Source organism: Solibacillus merdavium (genome assembly GCF_014836935.1).
Taxonomy (GTDB): Bacteria; Bacillota; Bacilli; order Bacillales_A; family Planococcaceae; genus Solibacillus; species Solibacillus ferritrahens.
The window spans coordinates 35,412-54,872 of record NZ_JACSPW010000010.1 but is presented as its reverse complement, the minus strand read 5'-3'; the positions used below and the strand labels follow the sequence as shown (position 1 = coordinate 54,872).

The 19,461-nt window shown below is 36.9% G+C and carries 17 protein-coding genes; 5 read left to right on the top strand and 12 right to left on the bottom strand.

What is annotated here, in order from left to right; genetic code table 11:
* Positions 1-84: 84 nt before the first annotated feature.
* Together H9632_RS11620 and H9632_RS11615 are read right to left on the bottom strand one after the other, a co-directional pair.
* Positions 85-1,662 (bottom strand): amidohydrolase, encoded by a 1,578-nt coding sequence (locus H9632_RS11620; protein ID WP_191704245.1) that lies wholly within the window; start codon positions 1,660-1,662, stop codon positions 85-87.
* 17 nt (positions 1,663-1,679) lie between these two features.
* Positions 1,680-2,186, bottom strand: a complete 507-nt coding sequence (locus H9632_RS11615; protein ID WP_191704244.1) for a membrane lipoprotein lipid attachment site-containing protein — start codon at positions 2,184-2,186, stop codon at positions 1,680-1,682.
* Positions 2,187-2,752: 566 nt separating this feature from the next.
* On the opposite strand from H9632_RS11615, the gene H9632_RS11610 reads away from it, so the two are divergent.
* Complete coding sequence (locus H9632_RS11610) at positions 2,753-4,495, top strand: ABC transporter ATP-binding protein (protein WP_191704243.1); 1,743 nt, start codon at positions 2,753-2,755, stop codon at positions 4,493-4,495.
* Positions 4,492-6,228, top strand: coding sequence for an ABC transporter ATP-binding protein (locus H9632_RS11605; protein WP_191704242.1), 1,737 nt, complete (start codon positions 4,492-4,494; stop codon positions 6,226-6,228). The genes H9632_RS11610 and H9632_RS11605 overlap by 4 nt, the downstream gene beginning before the upstream one ends.
* Before the next feature lie 47 nt (positions 6,229-6,275).
* On the opposite strand, the gene H9632_RS11600 is transcribed toward H9632_RS11605, so the two are convergent.
* Positions 6,276-8,477, bottom strand: coding sequence for an MMPL family transporter (locus tag H9632_RS11600; protein ID WP_191704241.1), 2,202 nt, complete (start codon positions 8,475-8,477; stop codon positions 6,276-6,278).
* Positions 8,478-8,657: 180 nt separating this feature from the next.
* Between H9632_RS11600 and H9632_RS11595 the strand changes: the two genes are divergently transcribed.
* Complete coding sequence (locus H9632_RS11595) at positions 8,658-9,530, top strand: MerR family transcriptional regulator (protein WP_191704240.1); 873 nt, start codon at positions 8,658-8,660, stop codon at positions 9,528-9,530.
* Positions 9,531-9,609: 79 nt separating this feature from the next.
* Here the strand turns inward: H9632_RS11595 and H9632_RS11590 are convergent, their stop codons facing one another.
* The 8 genes from H9632_RS11590 to H9632_RS11565 form a co-directional block, all read right to left on the bottom strand.
* Complete coding sequence (locus H9632_RS11590) at positions 9,610-10,182, bottom strand: CueP family metal-binding protein (RefSeq protein WP_191704239.1); 573 nt, start codon at positions 10,180-10,182, stop codon at positions 9,610-9,612.
* A 144-nt stretch (positions 10,183-10,326) separates the two neighbouring features.
* The gene (locus H9632_RS11585) at positions 10,327-10,548 is read right to left on the bottom strand and encodes a hypothetical protein (protein WP_191704238.1); all 222 of its coding nucleotides are present in this window, start codon (positions 10,546-10,548) and stop codon (positions 10,327-10,329) included.
* A gap of 164 nt (positions 10,549-10,712) precedes the next feature.
* Entirely contained in the window at positions 10,713-12,269 is a 1,557-nt protein-coding gene (gene ahpF / locus H9632_RS11580) for an alkyl hydroperoxide reductase subunit F (protein ID WP_191704237.1), read from the bottom strand.
* A gap of 228 nt (positions 12,270-12,497) precedes the next feature.
* On the bottom strand, positions 12,498-13,061 hold the full coding sequence (gene ahpC / locus H9632_RS11575; protein WP_191704236.1) for an alkyl hydroperoxide reductase subunit C: 564 nt from the start codon (positions 13,059-13,061) through the stop codon (positions 12,498-12,500).
* A gap of 442 nt (positions 13,062-13,503) precedes the next feature.
* Positions 13,504-13,626 (bottom strand): hypothetical protein, encoded by a 123-nt coding sequence (locus tag H9632_RS19020; RefSeq protein ID WP_263617279.1) that lies wholly within the window; start codon positions 13,624-13,626, stop codon positions 13,504-13,506.
* Positions 13,627-13,649: 23 nt separating this feature from the next.
* Positions 13,650-13,772 (bottom strand): hypothetical protein, encoded by a 123-nt coding sequence (locus H9632_RS19015; protein WP_263618330.1) that lies wholly within the window; start codon positions 13,770-13,772, stop codon positions 13,650-13,652.
* Between the two features lie 368 nt (positions 13,773-14,140).
* Positions 14,141-14,545, bottom strand: a complete 405-nt coding sequence (locus tag H9632_RS11570) for a DUF948 domain-containing protein (RefSeq protein WP_191704235.1) — start codon at positions 14,543-14,545, stop codon at positions 14,141-14,143.
* A 118-nt stretch (positions 14,546-14,663) separates the two neighbouring features.
* A complete protein-coding gene (locus H9632_RS11565) occupies positions 14,664-16,220 on the bottom strand; it encodes an NlpC/P60 family protein (RefSeq protein ID WP_225223813.1) in 1,557 nt (518 codons plus the stop codon).
* Between the two features lie 337 nt (positions 16,221-16,557).
* Between H9632_RS11565 and H9632_RS11560 the strand changes: the two genes are divergently transcribed.
* A complete protein-coding gene (locus H9632_RS11560) occupies positions 16,558-17,292 on the top strand; it encodes a MerR family transcriptional regulator (protein ID WP_191704233.1) in 735 nt (244 codons plus the stop codon).
* Positions 17,289-19,001 (top strand): ABC transporter ATP-binding protein, encoded by a 1,713-nt coding sequence (locus H9632_RS11555; protein WP_191704232.1) that lies wholly within the window; start codon positions 17,289-17,291, stop codon positions 18,999-19,001. Before H9632_RS11560 ends, H9632_RS11555 begins: the two co-directional genes overlap by 4 nt.
* 71 nt (positions 19,002-19,072) lie before the next feature.
* On the opposite strand, the gene H9632_RS11550 is transcribed toward H9632_RS11555, so the two are convergent.
* Complete coding sequence (locus tag H9632_RS11550) at positions 19,073-19,429, bottom strand: hypothetical protein (protein WP_191704231.1); 357 nt, start codon at positions 19,427-19,429, stop codon at positions 19,073-19,075.
* Positions 19,430-19,461: the final 32 nt, after the last annotated feature.

The following is a 19,461-nucleotide window of genomic DNA, read 5'->3' as shown; positions in this document are numbered from 1 at the left end:
CAACACTTTTTCCTATAAGTTTACTTGGGTTATATTTTCCAAAAGAAAAAGAACCACACTTATATGTGATTCTTTATGCATTAGTTACTTTTTATATACAACATTACCTGCAACAACTGTTTTTAATGCAGTAGTTTGCAATATTTCTTCGGCAGTGCAATGTAATAGATCTTTATCGAGTATTGTAAAGTCTGCATCGTATCCCGGCCGGATGTAACCACGCTCATTTTCTTTACAAATGGCCTCCGCACTTCCAACCGTATACATTTTGACTGCTTCAAAACGAGATAGCTTTTGTGCAGCTCCATATCCGTCATGCGTATCGTGAGGCTTTTTGCGTTCTACTGCAGCGTAAATTGTTTCAAATGGACTAATCGCTTCTATCGGCGCATCTGTTCCTGCCGCGCACATTAAACCTGCTTCTACAAAAGTCTTCCAAGCATATATATGACCGGAACGATTTTCTCCCAGCTTTTCACGTATCCATGGGAAGTCAGACGTGACAAAAGCAGGCTGTAAATCTAAAATAACAGACAGCTTTTTTATTCTTGCCAGCTGCTCTTCAGATACGAGACAGCAATGAATGAGGCGATCTCGCTTTCCTTTATTAACAGGATATTTCTCTAAATACGTCAATACTTGTTCCATACTACCATCCCCGATAATATGGATGGCGACTGCTTCATCGTATTTTCTTGCTAATTGAATGAGGGCTTCCATTTGTTCATCTGTATGAATAAGCATACCTTTATTATCCAACTCATTTGCATATGGCTCCAATAACGCAGCAGTGGAGCCTCCAAATGAGCCATCGGCAAAAATCTTCATCGCACCGGGCTCGATAAACGGTTCATCATATGGTGCATTATTTTTAATCATTTCTTCAAAGACTGTATGATGACGCAATAGATTGACACGGAAATGCTTTTTATCCCCAACTGTACGTTGATAGGCTGTTAACGGATTAATGTAATGCCCAAAATAACCCATTTCCTCCGTATGACCACCCGTTAATCCATATGATTGCATATGTTCAATGCCCAATTGCAGATAGTGCTGCAAACTATCAATATAGCTTTCTCCTTCTTGCTGGAAAATAGACGACACCAAATTCATAGCTTGCTCATACAGTAAGCCATTCAGTTCCCCATTTTTATGACGGCCCAATTTTCCACCTTCTGGATCTGGCGTGTCATTTGTTATACCTGCTAATTGAAACGCCGCTGAATTTACGAGTGCAACATGATGACAAACACGATTAAGATATATAGGTCTATCAGTTACGGCATCAAGTTCTTCTATTGTCGGAATTTGAACATCTATAAATTGATTTTCATTCCAGCCATCGCCAATTAACCATTGCCCTTCTTCAAGCAGACTTGTAGCATTTTGTACGAGCTCCAGAAGTTCCTTTCCACTCTTGGCCTGTGTTAAATCCAGTCGCATTAACTTTGCTCCATGCCCAATCATATGCAAATGACTATCGACAAAGCCGGGATACATGAAGGCACCTTGTAAATCGATTATTTCATCTGCTTTTTCCCGTAATTGATTGAAGTCTCCTGTTTCTATAATTTCCCCTTCATGCACAAGCACAGCCTGAACTGTACTTCCTTCTTGTTCCATCGTATAAATCGTGCCATTTGTCCATAGTTGTTTCATCTCCCACAATCCCCAATCTACATATCAAATTCACTTCGTAAGTAAGGCTGCCCTATATTCATATGATCCAAAGCTGGTTCGTACGAGCCCTTATGGATAAATGTAATTTCCTCAATTTCCGGTAAATTTTCAAAGTAAGAACGGGCTAATGTTTCTACGAACATTTTCGCTCCAGCTGAACCTTGAATAGTATAAATATCGTCGCCTAAATTTAGCACTAAGCTTTTATTCTCACTTTCTACTGTATAATCCAATAATTCTACGTCATGCTCATTTACTTCCGAGAAAATAAACGGCACTAGGTTTCCTTCATCACCTTCAAACTCTTCTTCATATGGAACTGTATTTTCAGCATTTTCATCAGATTTATATAAAGTAATCTTTTTTTCCTCTACATTTGTATTACCCTGCGTTACATCATCTGTAGTATTTCCCGGGACATTATTTGTTATATCTGTTGTATCTTCCGTCCCGCATGCCGCGAGCACGAATATCAGTAACAAAGTAAAAAACAGCTTCTTCATCGTTGTACCACTCCTTTTGATGTATTACTTCCACGATAACGAATATACTCTCAATTTTCAAACTTTTATAACAATAAAATTGTTTTTTATACGATCTAATAGTAAAAAACCACAAAATTCCAACACTGAATATAAATTGTTTTCAAAATATATTGACAATGATAATTCGCTCTAATAATATTAAGGAACACTAAATAAATTGGAACAAGGAAAGGAGATTAGGGGCATGATGACAACACCTTTAGATGTACACGTTTCAAAAGCGACAACTTCATATTCCCCTATTCCGTACCTTTGTTTTGATGTAGCTTGCACTTTTAAATGAAGGGCACGGGTTTGGACTTCCTTGTGCTTTTTTCGTAATGACACCTTTTCGAAAAATCGAAAGAGGTGTTTTTTTGTTGGATAAGAGCTTACAAGTGATCGAAACAAAAAAGCAGTGCTATTTAGTGAAAAAACATTCAGGAGGGCTTTAAATGACATTCTTTACGCGAAAACTATTAAAAACGGATCGATATGATGATGGGTAGCCTTGCTTTAAATTTTATAGAAAGAAGGTATAAGTAATGTTTAATGTGTTTTTTAAATTAAAATGGTTTTTTAAACAGTACCGTAAGCAGTACACAATCGCTATAACACTATTGATAATTGCAAGTTTTATAGAAGTATTGCCGCCATGGATTTTAGGTGAAGCCATCGATGTTATGACAAGCGGTGAGATGGATCAGGCACAGCTTCTTAAGTATGTAGGATTTATTCTGGCTGCTGCGATTGCAAGCTATGGATTAAACTTCTATTGGCAATACCAACTATTTGGCGGTTCTATTGCGCTTGATCGAATATTGCGGAAAAAATTAATGCATCAATTTTTACAAATGACACCTACATTTTATGAAAAAAACCGTACAGGGGACTTAATGGCAAAAGCTACAAACGATTTAAATGCCGTTACATTAACAGCAGGATTTGGAATCATGACTCTAATTGATTCGACGGTGTTTATGGCGCTTATTATTTTGGCAATGGGTTTCTTCATCTCCTGGAAATTAACTTTCTTTGCGATGCTCCCAATACCGGTTATGGCAATCATTATTCAATATTTAGGTAAGATTGTCCACGAAAGATATATGACTGCACAGGGCGCATTCGGTGAAATGAATGACAATGTTCTTGAATCAGTTGCAGGAACACGCGTTATCCGCGCTTACGTCCAAGAAGGTAAAGACGAAGAACGCTTTGAAGAGATGAGCGAAAATATCTTTGCAAAAAATATGCGCGTTGCCTATATTAATGGTCTTTTTATGCCAATAACAAAAATCGGTACAGGAGTCTGTTACGTTATCGCGCTTGGTTACGGAGCCGTCCTTGTATCAAATGAGGCGCTAACAGTGGGTCAGCTCGTATCATTTAATGTGTATTTAGGGCTTGCAATCTGGCCAATGTTCGCAATTGGCGAGCTGATTAACGTCATGCAGCAAGGAAGTGCCTCTCTTGACCGTGTACAAGATACATTAGAGTATGAAGCAGATGTTAAAAACCCAAATACTCCAATGAAACATAACGTACCCAATTCAATTGGTTTTTCTGAGTTTACTTTTCAATACCCTTTATCTCAGGTAAAAAACTTACAGCAAATTTCATTGAATTTACAAAAAGGGCAAACCCTTGGCATTGTCGGAAAAACAGGTGCCGGAAAAACAACCTTCATTCGTCAACTATTACGAGAGTACCCGTTAGGAAATGGGCAAATTATTATTAATAATACAGATATAGCACATATGACGAAGGAACAAATTTTAGACTGGATTGGTTATGTACCACAAGATCACGTACTATTTTCTCGTACCATTCGTGAAAATATATTGTTCGGAAAAGAAGATGCGACAGCAGCAGATATTGATGAGGCTATTCGCTTAGCAGACTTTGAAAAAGACTTAGCTAATTTACCACTAGGCATCGAAACACTAGTCGGAGAAAAAGGAGTATCTTTATCTGGCGGACAAAAACAGCGTGTATCAATCGCACGTGCACTTATTAAAGATCCGGAAATCTTAATTCTGGATGATTCTTTATCAGCAGTAGATGCAAAAACGGAATCAAAAATAATTGAAAATATTCAAACAGAGCGCTCCGGGAAAACAACAATCATTTCAACCCACCGCTTGTCGGGTATTCAGCATGCGGACGAAATAATTGTACTGGATGATGGCTTTATTGTTGAACGAGGTACACATGAAGAGCTTCTACGCTTAGGTGGTTGGTACAAAGAGCAATTTGACCGCCAGCAGCTTGAGGAGGTAAAACAATGAGTACATCTAAACGACTGTATCTTTATGCTTTAAAATTTAAAAAGCCGATTTTAATCGGATTATCCTTATTAACAATTGCTGTTGCAACGGATATTGCAGGTCCGTTTATCGCAAAATATATTATCGACCATTACATGGAACCAGGTAATTTACAGGCAGAGCCAATTGCGATTTTATTATCGATTTTCTTCTTGTTATCCGTACTGACTGCTGTATTCCGTTATTTAATGTTCATCTTTTTACAGCGGGGTGCAAACTTTGTCATCCAACAGCTACGGAAAGATGTGTTCGGGCATATTCAAAAGCTACCAATTGAATACTTTGATAACTTGCCGGCCGGTAAAGTAGTTGCCCGTGTTACAAATGATACAGAGGCTATTCGAAACCTTTACGTAACCGTACTTTCGCAATTTGCGAACAGCTTTATTACCATTGCAGGGGTATATATAGCTTTATTTATTTTAAATTGGAAAATGGCGCTTTTTGCCCTAGTACTCATTCCAATCGTCTATATTTGGATGATTTTATACCGAAAATTCGCTTCACAATACAATCATGTTATTCGTACAAAAATTTCCGATATTAATGCGATGATTAACGAATCGATTAATGGAATGACAATTATTCAGGCTTTCCGCCGTGAAGATCAGATGAGACTTGAATTTGATGAGATGAACGATGAGCATTACCAATACAACCGTAAGCTTTTATTGTTGGATTCTGCGACTTCACATAACTTAGTAAATATTTTACGACTTGGTATGTTCGCTGTATTCGTTTATTACTTCGGTACACAATCGATGACATTGCCCGAAGCAGTTTCAGCAGGTACACTTTATGCATTTGTTGATTATATTACGCGTCTATTCAATCCGATCACTAACTTGGTCAATCAATTTTCACAACTGGAACGTTCACTTGTAGCGGGTACCCGTGTATTCGAATTACTTGATCAGCCGGGAGAAGAAGTAAGCAAAGAAAGAATTGAGCGCTACAAAGGAAATGTTGTATTTGATCATGTTTCTTTTGCATACAAAAATGACGAGTATGTATTGAAAAATATTCACTTTGAAGCAAAGGAAGGCGAAACAATTGCACTTGTTGGTCATACAGGCTCAGGAAAAAGCTCAATAATGAATTTATTATTCCGCTTCTATGACCCACAAAAAGGACGTATTATCATTGATGGGCAGGATATTACAAAGCTGCCTCGCCAAGCAATTCGTGAGCATATGGGTATCGTATTACAGGACCCGTATTTATTTACAGGAACGATTGCATCAAATGTTAGCTTGAATGATGCGCGTATCTCACGAGAGATGGTAGAAAATGCACTGGAGGCGGTTGGTGGTGACCGTGTTTTATCAAAATTTGAAAAAGGAATTGATGAACCAGTAATCGAAAAAGGAAGTACCCTTTCATCTGGTCAACGCCAATTAATCTCATTTGCACGGGCACTAGCATTTGACCCAGCCATTTTGATTTTGGATGAAGCAACATCTAATATTGACTCTGAAACAGAAGAGATTATCCAGCATGCGATGGATGTACTAAAAAAGGGACGGACTACGTTCATCATTGCACACCGCCTTTCTACTATTAAAAATGCAGATAAAATTTTAGTATTAGATCGTGGGGAAATTGTCGAGCAAGGAAGCCATGATGAGCTTGTTGCACTCGGCGGTAAATATGAATTGATGTATCGATTACAATCAGGTTCTTTAACTTCTTAAAAACAAAAGGTGCTGTCCGGAAGTTCATTTCGGACAGCACCCTTTTTCTATTTTTGAAGCTTTTTATTTGGCCAATAGGACCATTTTCCAAATACCGTAATAATTGCTGGTACAAGCAACGGACGTACAACAAACGTATCCAGTAATACTCCGACTGCCGTTACAATACCGAATTGCACTAATAATTGAATCGGTAATGTAGCTAATACTAAGAATGTACCCGCTAAAATTAAACCTGCCGAAGTAATGACGGCTCCTGTTGATGCAATACCATTCACAATGGCCTCACGATGAGCAATCCCACGCTTTCGGTTTTTCCATATATCTGAAATCATGAATATATTATAGTCATTTCCTAAAGCAATAATAAATACAAAGCTATATAAAGGAATCGCACTTGCCATTGCTTCATGCCCTAATCCATAATGGATTATTAACCAACCAGCACCTAAAGCTGAGAAGAAGGAAATCAATACAGTTACCATCAGTTGAATCGAAGTAATAAGGGCACGTAAGTAACCTAGTAATACGATGAAAATAATGATAATCATAACAGGTTGAATAATGTTTTCATCACCTGATTGTACAACCTTTGTATCTAATTGAGCGCTTGTTTCGCCCCCTACCCAGAACTGACCATCTTCCAGATTATTTTCAGCTAAAATCGACTTCACATCATTTTTCATCTGTTCAACATCATCCATCGCTTCATTTGAGTATGGATTTTTGTCTAAATCTATTTCATAAAGCTGAATATTACTATTCACCTCACCTGTACGCATTTCTTTTACAATGCTCACGTAAGGCAACCCTAATAATTGTTCTGTAATATTAATATCTGTTCCTTCTGAATCTACTAAAAGCTGTACCGGAGCTAATTCGCCCGGTGTGAAGTTATCTTCAATAATTGTAAAGCCTTCACGAGAAGGCATATCTTCCGGGAATGAAGAAATTAAATCATAATTATATTTAATATTCGTTGAAGCGAAAGCTAAACCAATCAAAATTACACCTGCAATAACAATGACAAGCCACGGCTTTGTCGTTACGAATTCACCGACCGCACGCATATAACGGTGATTTGGCTTACGAGGTTTATATGGTTTATTTTTCTTTTCTGCATGTGCTTTTTCAGCCGATTCAGTACGTGGAACGAACGGCCAAAATGCTGCACGACCTAAAATGCCGAGTACAGCCGGCAATAATGTGACAACAGCAAAACCTGTTATTAATACACCGAAACTAAACGGAACAGCGAATCGCTGGAAAGCACCATAGTCCGCTAAAGCCAGTGTTGCTAAACCGATTACTACAGTTAAACCACTCATTACAATGGCACCGGTAGATTCACGTACTGCCATGGCTAACGCCGTAAATTTGTTTTCTTCTGTTAATAATATGTCGCGGTAACGTGTAATTAAGAATAAACAATAGTCTGTACCCGCACCAAATAGTAGGACAATCATAATCGCTACTGCCTGCGCATCTTTATCGATCCAGCCGTTTTCTGCCATCGCCCCTAATAAAGGACTGACAACTAAATATGCAATCCCAACAACAACTAAAGGAATAATAGCTAAAATTGGAGAACGGTATATTAATAATAAAATGACTAAAATAATGATAACAGTGGCAATCATAAGTTGAACATCAGCTGCTTTAAAAAGATCCGTCGCGTCAATTGAGATTCCAACTGGTCCTGAGAAACGAGCATGTAACCCTTCATCTTCCAAGTTCGACTCATATGGATTTTCACCAAACTGTTCTTCCGTACGTTCTTTAATAATCGCTAAGTTTTCTTTTAATACATCTGTATTTTTATCTGGGGAGAAAAACACAGGTGTTACAAGTGCGGCTCCATTTTCCGATAACAAGCCCATTAATGCTTGAGCCGGAATTTCATGGAATGGAGGAATAGATTCCTGCCCATTTAGTGGATCATCTGCAAGTTGCTTGTATAACCCTTGGATATTTGTTACATCCTGTTCTGTAATTCCTGATTCGTTATACCAAGTAATTAATAATGGAATTCCACTATCTGACGCAAATTCTTCTTCTAAAATCTTTCCTGCTTGTATTGATGTATATGTTTCTGGGATTTCATCACCCGCAAAACTTTCTACACTATTAATTTGCGGGAAGATAAGTGCAAATGTAACAGCGAATACAATCCATAGTGCTACAACTATCCAGCGTGTATTCTTGCCGCCCATTACACTTCCCCATTTTTCTAATGGATGTTTTGACATAATACAACCTCCTTCTCCCACTTTTCTATTTACAAATTTTTACTAATAATCATACCCTACAAACAATAACCCCATACATTGTTATACAAACATTGTACAGCATACGAAAAACATTTGACAAGTGCTTTTTTTTTCGATTGAATAGACATAAATAAGTAATTACTTAAGGAGGTGCAAAACTTGGTTAAAAAAACGTATTCTATTCAGCAAGTATCTGATATTACAAATCTTTCAAAACAACTGATCCGTAAATGGGAAGATCGCTATCAAATCATCCAACCCGAAAGATTGGACAATGGTTATCGCTTTTATTCCGAAGACGAAGTACAAACTTTAATACAGTTGAAAAATCATATAAATAATGGCATGACAATTAAGCAAGCTGTAGACCATTATCTTAAATATAAAGACACCCCAGAAGTAAACCCTATTACTTTCTTCCATAAAGCGCTTATTAAGGCTGGTACGGAAGGGGATGAACATGAGATATTACATTTACTCGAACAGGCACACCATAAATTTGGTGTTGAAAAGCTGATTCATGAAATTGTTGTTCCTTTTTTACATGAAATTGGCCAACTTTGGTGCGAAAATGCGTGGGGGGAATATCAGGAAGCCATCAGTAGTCAAACGGTGCGAGACTTTTTAAGTCATATCCGTCGGCACTTTTACGTCCCAGAAGATGCTCCGCTCGTTTTAGGGAGCTGTCTTCCTGGAGAAAGACATGAAATTCCTATGCAGATTCTGCTTATTCAATGCATGTTACGTGGTTATCGAACACTAATGCTCGGTCCTTCACCTGCACCTACCGCGATTCAATCGACTATCGCTTTAAAAAAGCCGGCCATTGTGCTCCTCACAGGATCCACTGAAATTGCTTTTACTGAATTTGCACAATCCATTACAACATTGGAAAAGTTGGCCCAAGCACATCAGGATATATCTTTTTATATTGGTGGAGCAGGCGCAGAAATCTACTATAGCGAATTTGAATTAAAAGCTTTAAAATTATCACGTACTATTAATGATATCATCCCTGCAAAAAAGAATTAAAAAATAACCCAGACAATACAAGCTCACAGTAAAGGATGTTATAGTCCTCTACTATGAGCTTGTAGTTTTTATATCCAATTTACAGTAATTGTAATGTCGTGATACATGTTCCATCTTCCTCAAACGTTGTTAAATCTCCTGTTACACTTTTCCCATCATAAGACATTTCAACAATGAATGCTTCATTACGCGGCAACCATAAATCGACGAAACCATTCTCTAAAGTTTTCATCGTCTCATCCACTACAACTTCACCTTTTTCATTTTCAATGAAAACATCTATTTCCTTTTGCACTAACTCGCCTTGGCAACCTGTTAAACTATGGTCTTTACAAGGATGAGTTTCATTAATATACGGTGCAATCGAAACAAAAAACTCATCTTCCGGTAAATCATATGTAACTTTATTTTCACTTGTATCCGTCACGATTAATTGTGTTGAAGTAATTGATGCCTTTTCATCAGTCGTTTTGTTCGCACTATATTCCGCCACCAAACCTTTCACATCTTCAGTTTGGCCTTTTGATATGGTTTCAGTTTCAGACTCGACTTCCTTCTTATCAATCGCTTGACTAACTGTTTCCTTTTCATCACCACACGCAGCTAAAAATACCATTACAAATAAACTTAATACTATGGATTTCCACTTCATTTTTAAGAACTCCCTTCCTTTATTCCATTATTGTAATTCATTTCAAGGTGCAATTCTGTGAAAAGTATAGGGCAATTCTGAAAAGTGACAAGAAAAATTGACCATTTTACAAAAGTAAAATGATCAATTATTTATTAAATTAAACTATCTACGTCTCGGTTGGTTTTTACGCTCACTACCTGACGTTTTTTTAGTGTCTGCAGGATGTCTCTCATCTTTTACTTGATCATTAAGTTCTTCCATCGGGATCGGATCGACAAATTTCATTTCCTCATCTATATCAAAAATACTATCCTTTTCGGTATTTAATAAATCAGGATTGTCGAGTTTTTTATGCTTTATTTTTTCATCTCTTTCATTTCTCATTTATAAAAACCTCCCTTTCTAGTAGTCATTATATTTATTACCCGTTTACTAGAAAGAATACACTTTTTTCTTTTATAACAACCTTCTTCTTGATGTATCACCCACAATTCCATTCTAATAGAAAAATCCGTTGCACGAATTTTTTCGCACAACGGATCTATTTTTTACGCCTCTATATAGTCACGAGAATCAACATTACGAATCATATAATCAAATGCTCCTAAAGCTGCTGTTGCACCTGAACCCATTGAGATGACGATTTGTTTATACGCAGTATCTGTACAATCACCTGCGGCAAAGATGCCAGAAACATTTGTCGCACCGTGCTTATCGACAATAATCTCTCCATGTGCATTCATTTCTATTGCCCCTTGCAGGAATTCCGTATTTGGCAATAAGCCAATTTGAATGAAAACACCTTGCAATGCAATTTGTTTTTCTTCACCTGTTTTTCGATCCTTATATGTTAAGCCATTCACTTTATCAGTACCTGTAATTTCTGTAGTTAAAGCATTCGTAATGATTGTAACGTTTTTCAAGCTACGAACACGTTCCTGCAGCACTTTATCAGCCTTCAACTCTTCACTTCGTTGAATTAGCGTTACGTGATTTACTACACCCGCTAAATCAATTGCAGCTTCAACACCTGAGTTACCTCCACCAATAACCGCTACATCTTTCCCTTTAAAGATTGGACCGTCGCAATGCGGACAGTAAGCAACGCCTTTATTTTTAAATTTCTCTTCACCCGGTACTCCCAATTGACGATAGCGTGCACCTGTTGAAAGAATTACTGTTTTACCTTTTAAGACAGCTCCATTTTCCAATGTAACTTCAATAAGATCTTTTTTCTCGATTTTTTTAGCACGTTGAGATTTCATTACATCGATTTCGTAATCTAGTACATGCGCCTCTAAGCTCGATACAAATGCAGGACCTTCCGTTGCCTTTGTTCCGATGATATTTTCGATTGATAGCGTATCATTTACTTGACCACCGAAGCGTTCAGCAACAATACCTGTACGAATCCCTTTACGCGCCGAATAAATTGCCGCCGCAGAACCCGCAGGACCGCCACCTACTACTAATACATCAAAAGGTTCTTTATCCGCAAACTCCGAACCATCCGATACTTCCCCTAGCTTTGCTAAAATATCTTCCAATTCCATACGACCGCCACCGAAATTCTCACCGTTCAAATAAACTGTAGGTACTGCCATAATGTCACGCTCTTTAATCTCATTCTGGAACGTACCACCTTCAATCATCACGTTGGAAATGTTCGGATTTAACACTGACATAATATTTAATGCCTGTACAACATCTGGGCAGTTGTGACAAGTTAAACTTACATACGTTTCAAATTTCAACGGCTGTTTAATTGCTTGAATACGTTTTATAACCGCGGCATCTACTTTTGGCGCACGACCTGAAACTTGTAAAAGCGCTAAAACCAATGATGTGAATTCATGGCCAAGCGGTAAACCTGCAAATACAACGCCCGATTCCTCTGCACCTACCTTATTAATGCTAAAGCTTGGTGTACGTTCCAACAATGAATGTTGCACCGTAATACGAGGCGACATTTTTTCAAGTTCCTCTACTAAATTGAGCATATCTTGTGAAGTTTTGTCATCACCAATACTCGCTTTAATCAATAGATCTCCTTCAAGCATCGTTAAATACTGCTGTAATTGCGCTTTAATTTGATTATCTAACATTGCACTGGCTGCTGTACGAATGCCCTCCTATTGTTCCCCCCGAAAAATAGTCGACCATTCTCCCTCTAACACAGCAAGCCTTTCACCTCTTTCATATTTAAATTAAAAGATAGAGAGCTTATCTTTCCTTTCCCACATTAAAAACAGAGCGACAAAAATCAATCCATAATGGTTGTTTTTTGCCGCCTTTTTGTTGTTATTTATAACTTAGAACTTAGAACTTAGATTTTAGATTTTACCTACTAGATCCAAGCTTGGTGTTAACGTTTCGCCGCCTTCTTCCCATTTAGCTGGGCAAACTTCACCTGGATTGTTACGTACGTATTGAGCTGCTTTAATTTTGTTAACTAAAATAGATGCGTCACGACCGATACCGCCAGCATTGATTTCTACTGCTTGTACAATACCATCTGGATCGATAATGAATGTTCCGCGCTCTGCTAAACCATCTTCTTCGTTTAATACGTCAAATGCTTTAGAGATTGTATGTGATGGGTCACCAATCATAATGTACTCGATTTTACCGATTGCATCAGAAGTATCATGCCATGCTTTGTGAGTGAAGTGTGTGTCAGTTGATACTGAGTAAACTTCTACTCCTAAAGATTTTAAAGTAGCATATTCGTTTTGTAGGTCTTCTAACTCAGTTGGGCAAACGAATGTGAAGTCTGCTGGGTAGAAGCATACTACTGACCATTGTCCTTTGAAGTTTTCTGAAGATACGTCGATGAATTCGCCTTTTTGGAATGCTTTTGCAGCGAATGGTGCTATTTCTTTACCGATTAATGCCATGTTAAAATTCCTCCTATATAAATATCATTGAATAATTATTACAAAATAATTATTATTACCATCTAAAATTATCTTACATTAATAATATTTCGTCAACTAGTAGCTACATAAATTGTGGGATTTTACTTTTAGAATGGGCAAACCCATGAACAACAGTAATATCCAATAATTTATATTAACATTAAAAAGTACTTCAATTATAAAATTTCGTTACTTATACATTATCTTTGTATCAAGGAATTATTTTATAATAATTATTTTATAATAAATAAGAGTTATACCTCCCTTAGAGCAACAACTCATTCTAATTCAGACCATTCTCGTTTAACATATCATTTGATTCTAATAAATGAGAAAGGTGGGGCAACACCCTTTACTGTTTTTCCCTAAAAAAAAATCTATGCGGTAAGCTTTTTCACTTACAGCATAGACTTTTCTAATATTAATTTGTAAAAGATAATACCGCATTTTTGTATTGAGCTAAAATTGCCGATGCTTCTTTTTTTGTTGTGTATTCAAACATTCTGATATCATTTGGATTGTTAAAAATAGTTACTACCCACATATTTTTCAGCTCCTTTTGTTTTTTTATTTTGTGTATGATAAAACTGCATTTGTATATTTTGCTAATTGTGTTGCTGCTTCGTTTTTTGTCGTATATTCGAACATACGAATATCATTTATATGGTTAAACACTGTTACTACCCACATGTTTCATTTCTCCTTTTTTAAAACCTGTTATTTTAAAAAGCCTTTTCCCCAATGACTTTTGCGACTTGTTGTATAACAACTTACTTAATTCATATTGTACTCCCATTTTATAAAATTAAAAGTGAGAAATACCCCTTTTCACAATGTGTTCAAAATTGAAACGCTTTCTTTGAACACTTTGTGACACCTCAGTTTTTTTAGTTTTAAATTTTATTTAGAAGAATAGATCATTAATTAGCATCATCTGTTGTAGTACAGAATAAAAACGCTTTCATAATTATTGCTCTTCATTTCTCTTATACTTTTTCAAGCAAAAAAAGCTGTGTTAAAAGTCAACCTGACTTTTAACACAGTCTTACGTCTTTTCTTTATTGTGCTTTGCGATTTACATAACTCATTACTATATTTGTCCACTCTTTCACTTCTGCTTGTCGCTGTGAATCATTATTTGCCTTTTTCAAAACAGCCGAAGTCTTGTCATAGGAGACATCACTTACCTGGTTTAATACAATACCGGTGTTTTTTACCGATTGAATGACCGACTGAACAGAGTCCTTTTTAAATTCAATATCTGTTTTTATACGATCCATCGTTTCCGTTAACTTTACCGTTTCTGTTTGTATATAGCTTAACTGTTTTTGAATGCCTTCAACACGTGCCAATAATAAAGTGACGACTTTTTTTATTGGTCCTAGTACAGCTACTATACATCCTACTAATAGAACAACTGCTATTCCTAATATTATAATTGAAGCTAAAAGCCAACTATTCATAAATACGCCTCCTTCTTTTCCTCTATTTTAATACATATACCCATATGACAATTAATAATACATATAAAAAGACAAGAAAGTGTGTTAAAAGCTTTTCACTTTTAACACACCCTATTTTCTATAAATAACGTCTTGCTCCAGAATAATTCTTTTTATAGGCACCATTATTCATCGATTCAATTTTCACTTTTGACGCATAATGTGGTGCATGCAGCATTTTGCCTTCTCCCACATACAGACCGACATGATATACTTTTCCTTTGCCGCCATTATAAGCAAAAAATACAAGGTCTCCAGGCTTTAAGTCTTTCTTTGCAACGGCTTTCCCACCTGTCGCTTGGTAAAATGAATCGCGGGGAATCATAATGCCGTGCGATCTAAATACCGCATATAAAATTCCTGAGCAATCATAGCCCCATGAAGATGTTCCTGCCCATAAATAAGGAAGATCTAAATAACGCTTCGCTTCTTTAATAATCGTTTGTGCAGTTGGTTTAGGGACTTTGCTGTATGCTGTATACGATTTTGCGTCCCCCTTCTTTAATAGTTTAACGCCATTACTTGGTGTCTCAACGTAATAGTACTTTGCGTCTTCCTCGATTATAGGTAGTATCGTTGCATAACTAATCTGAAGGAATTTTGTTTTTGCGTCTTCCTCTAATAAGTGTGCTTTTTGTGATGTAATAATGGCAATGGCACAGTCATCATAATTTTTATTCGTTGCTACAATATGAGTTTTGGGTACCCAGCCCGGATAGCCTTCCTTTAAATACGGTACATATTGATCTTTTGCCGCCACACGTTGCCACTTTCCTTTTGTTTCAAGCAACGCAACCTCATCCCCGTATAATGCTTGTGTATCTGTACGTCCTACCAGCCACTTTTTTTGTGACAAACTTAACGATGAAACCCACTTTTGCATTTCTACTGGATCTTTCGTCGAAGGATAATCAACAGCACGCGCTTGATTTGGTTTATTCCAGAAGTTTGTGACTGCAACATCGACTACATATCTTTTTTTATTGGTATCTTTTGCACAGCTTTCAAAAACTGGTTGTTCTGGTTCTGAAGGTCGCAATGTAGGCTCGATAATTCTTGCAGTATAAGAAGCAAAGTTCCCGCGTGTCATCACTGCATTTGGATTGAACTTTTCGTTTTTTGCAGGAAATAGAATTTGATTTGCTACAAAAGCTTGGATAGCATTTGATCCACTATGATTTTTAGGAATATCCTTATAAGTTATCGGTGCTTGCCCTGATAACCCAAATGCCTGTGCCAGAATTTTTACTGCCTGGGCACGTGTCAACTTTGCATCAGGGTTAAACTTGCCTTCAAACCCTGTCATAATACGTAGCTCTGTAATCGCTGCGATAATGGGCATGCGTGGGTCATCTTCTGAAATATCCTCGTATGTAGGAATTGGTGAAGCTTCATAATCAATTTGCATTGTTCGAACGATCATTTCTGCAGCTTCATATCTTGTTATTGCATCATTTACCCGAAAAGGTTCATTCGGTATTATTGCGATTCCTCCAAAATCACTTAAAACATTAAGCTCTTCGCTTAATTTTGTGTCACTCGGAACATCGGGAAATGTATTAGCATACCCTACCCCGGTTGCCGTAGCCATAAATATACATATTATTACAATTTGAAACAAAATTCTTCGAATCATACACATTCTCTCCTCGCTATCATCGTTGTTGTAAACGCTTTGTATATAAAAATCGAAATTCCACTTAACAATCAAACTCTTTCTTATTAAATATAATAGTATTTATTGTAATTTTTTTCTATGTTAATTGTTAATATTTTTTGATTCTTACAAATTTTTATTATACCCCTTTAATCTATACAGTTAAATTTAGGTCAAAAGTTTTCACGTGAAACATATTGCAACAGCTTTCGACAAATACGTCATATTTTTTTTAATACATGAAAAATATTTTAATTGTTTTTATTGCATGTAACGTTACGTTAGCTTTTATACTACATATAAGGGAGTGAAATGAATGTATTCAATTGGGGAGTTTTCTAAAAAAACAGGCATTACAATTCGTACATTGCGGTATTACGGAGAAAAAGGTTTATTGTACCCAGCCTATATTTCTGCTGGTGGGCAACGCTATTATAATGATGACAATATAATTACAGTCCAAAAGATTTTAACATTTAAATATCTTGAATATTCTCTGGAGGATATTAAGGAACTTCTGAAAAAGAACGATTCCATACTCGAATCTTTGGAACAGCAAAAATACCAGTTACTCAAAAAGAAAAAACAACTTGAACAAATGATTTCAACAATCGATACCGCCATTCACATACACCAAGATCATACTGCGGTTGATCCTACAACATTATTGCTCGTCATCCATAGTTTACTAACAGAGGATGCTCAAAGGGACTATTTAAAGCAATACCTTCCTGAGCAGCTAATCGACCGCATGTATAGCTATTTTGATATGAACTTTATCGAAATTAATCGGCGCTATATTGAAAGTGTACATGAACTAAAGCAAGCTTTTATGTGTCCACCTTCAGATACTGTCTTAAAAGAGATACTTGAACGTTTATTTAATATTATTCCACAGGATTTAGCGAAAAGTTTAGTTCAGGAATTTGAGAAGTATGCGACTATTGAAGTTGATAATTGGTTATTTGCTATTCCTTTTACTACCGAAGAGGAAAAATGGCTAATGGAACAAGTTGAGCGATTGAAAATACATGAGGAGGTTATTACATGAACGTTCAACTTAAGCAATTATGGGCACTCGTAAAAAAAAGCAAATTCCCAAAAAGACTAGTTATTGTTGTTTTTGCGTTAAGCATTATTGAAACACTCGCATCTTTAGCCGTGCCTCTCTTTACAATGAATATGATCAATGATTTTTCGAGTACTGGATTTGCATGGACAGCGGTAACCGCTGTAGCTATCATTTTAGTTATTCAAGCAATACTAAGTGGTCTTACCTATTTCTTAATGCGCATGCTCGGAGAGCGTATTGTTGCAAATTTACGCAATACACTTTGGCAGCATATTTTACATTTAAAAACACCTTATTTTGATGCCCATGAATCGGGTGAAACGATGAGCCGTATTACACAAGATACAAGCGTTGTTAAAGAATTAGTGACGAGTCATCTTGTCAGCTTCGTTTCAGGTATTTTCTCCATTATTGGAGCGATAGCAATTTTATTGTGGATTGACTGGAAGATGACATTGCTTATGTTAATTGCTGTGCCACTTGCCATATTTGTCACAATACCGCTTGGACAAAGAATGCATAAAATAGCAAAAGCCAATCAAGATGAACTTGCTTCTTTCAGCGGACATCTAGGCCGGGTATTATCGAATATTCGACTCGTGAAATCGTCTCAAACTGAGCGTTTGGAAAAGGAGCGCGGAGAAGACCGTATTGAGCAGCTTTATCGATTCGGTCTAAAGGAAGCTAAAATTTTAGCTATTTTGTCCCCAATTATGACACTTATTATGATGGTTGTTCTAATTCTCTTGTTCGGTTACGGTGGTACTCAAGTTTCTACCGGTGCAATTTCTTCAGGAGCACTTGTAGCAATTATGATTTATTTAGTACAAATTATTATTCCATTTACACAAATGGCTACATTTTTTACTGCATTACAAAAAGCACTCGGTGCCACAGAGCGTATCCAATCCATCATTTCACAGGCGACAGAAAAGATCCCTGGCTCTGTTATCCCAACTACTGCCCAGGCAATTGTCTTTCAAAATGTAAAGTTTCAGTATGCCGAGCAGCCTATTTTAAAAGGAATGAACTTTACGATTCCTGCTGGCAAAACGACAGCATTTGTAAGTACTAGTGGCGGAGGGAAAACGACGATGTTTTCCTTAATTGAACGTTTTTATGAAGTGACAGATGGTGAAATTTTATATGGACAGACGAACATAGAACAATACAACTTATATGAATGGCGGAAGCTGTTCGGCTATGTAACCCAAGATGCACCGCTTATGAACGGATCAATACGTGAAAATGTATTATACGGTCAACATGATGCAACAGAGGAGCAGATTGTGGAAGCATTACGAGCTGCATATGCATATGATTTTGTTATGACATTGGATCGGGGCCTGGATACCGAGGTTGGTGAAGGCGGCATTAAATTATCCGGCGGTCAAAAACAACGAATTGCGATAGCACGAGCAATTTTACGTAACCCCCAAATATTATTATTAGATGAGGCAACATCTAATTTAGACAATGAATCAGAACGAGAAGTTCAGCTTGCTTTGCAGGCATTGATGAAAAACCGGACGACGATTATTATTGCCCATCGTCTTTCAACGATTACGAATGCCGATCAAATACTACTATTTGAAGAAGGCCAGCTTTCAGGCGCAGGCAAACATGAAGAACTTATTAACTCCCACTCCTATTACAAGCAGCTGTGGTCAAAAATGCAAACAATTTAATATATATAAGGAAGTGCCCAAAATTTTTGGGTACTTTTTTATAGCACAAAAAAAGAAGCCTAGCATATTAGCTAAGCTTTCATATGAACGAACTCTATATTTTTACATTGTTTTTTCAGTAAATCCAACACTTCGTTTAATTTACCGATTTCATCTTTTTCTACCATCCAGGCATTTTCATCATGCTGAGCAACATAAGAACTGCTAACATAGGGGGCGTTGTGCTCGGTAATAAGACGTACATAACCGAATGTCATACCGGATTCCTTATAATCTACTCGTAAAATCTCCTGATAAGGAATGGCCTTTTTGCGAGGTTTTGCTTTTTTTATAAAAAGGAACTTCTCCCCCGCATAGTCAATTATTATATCCTTTTGGTCAAGCATCACCTTATAGCCACCAAATAATTTAAAGCTATATGTTTTCATCGTTAACGACTCCATTTCAACTATCATTAGTA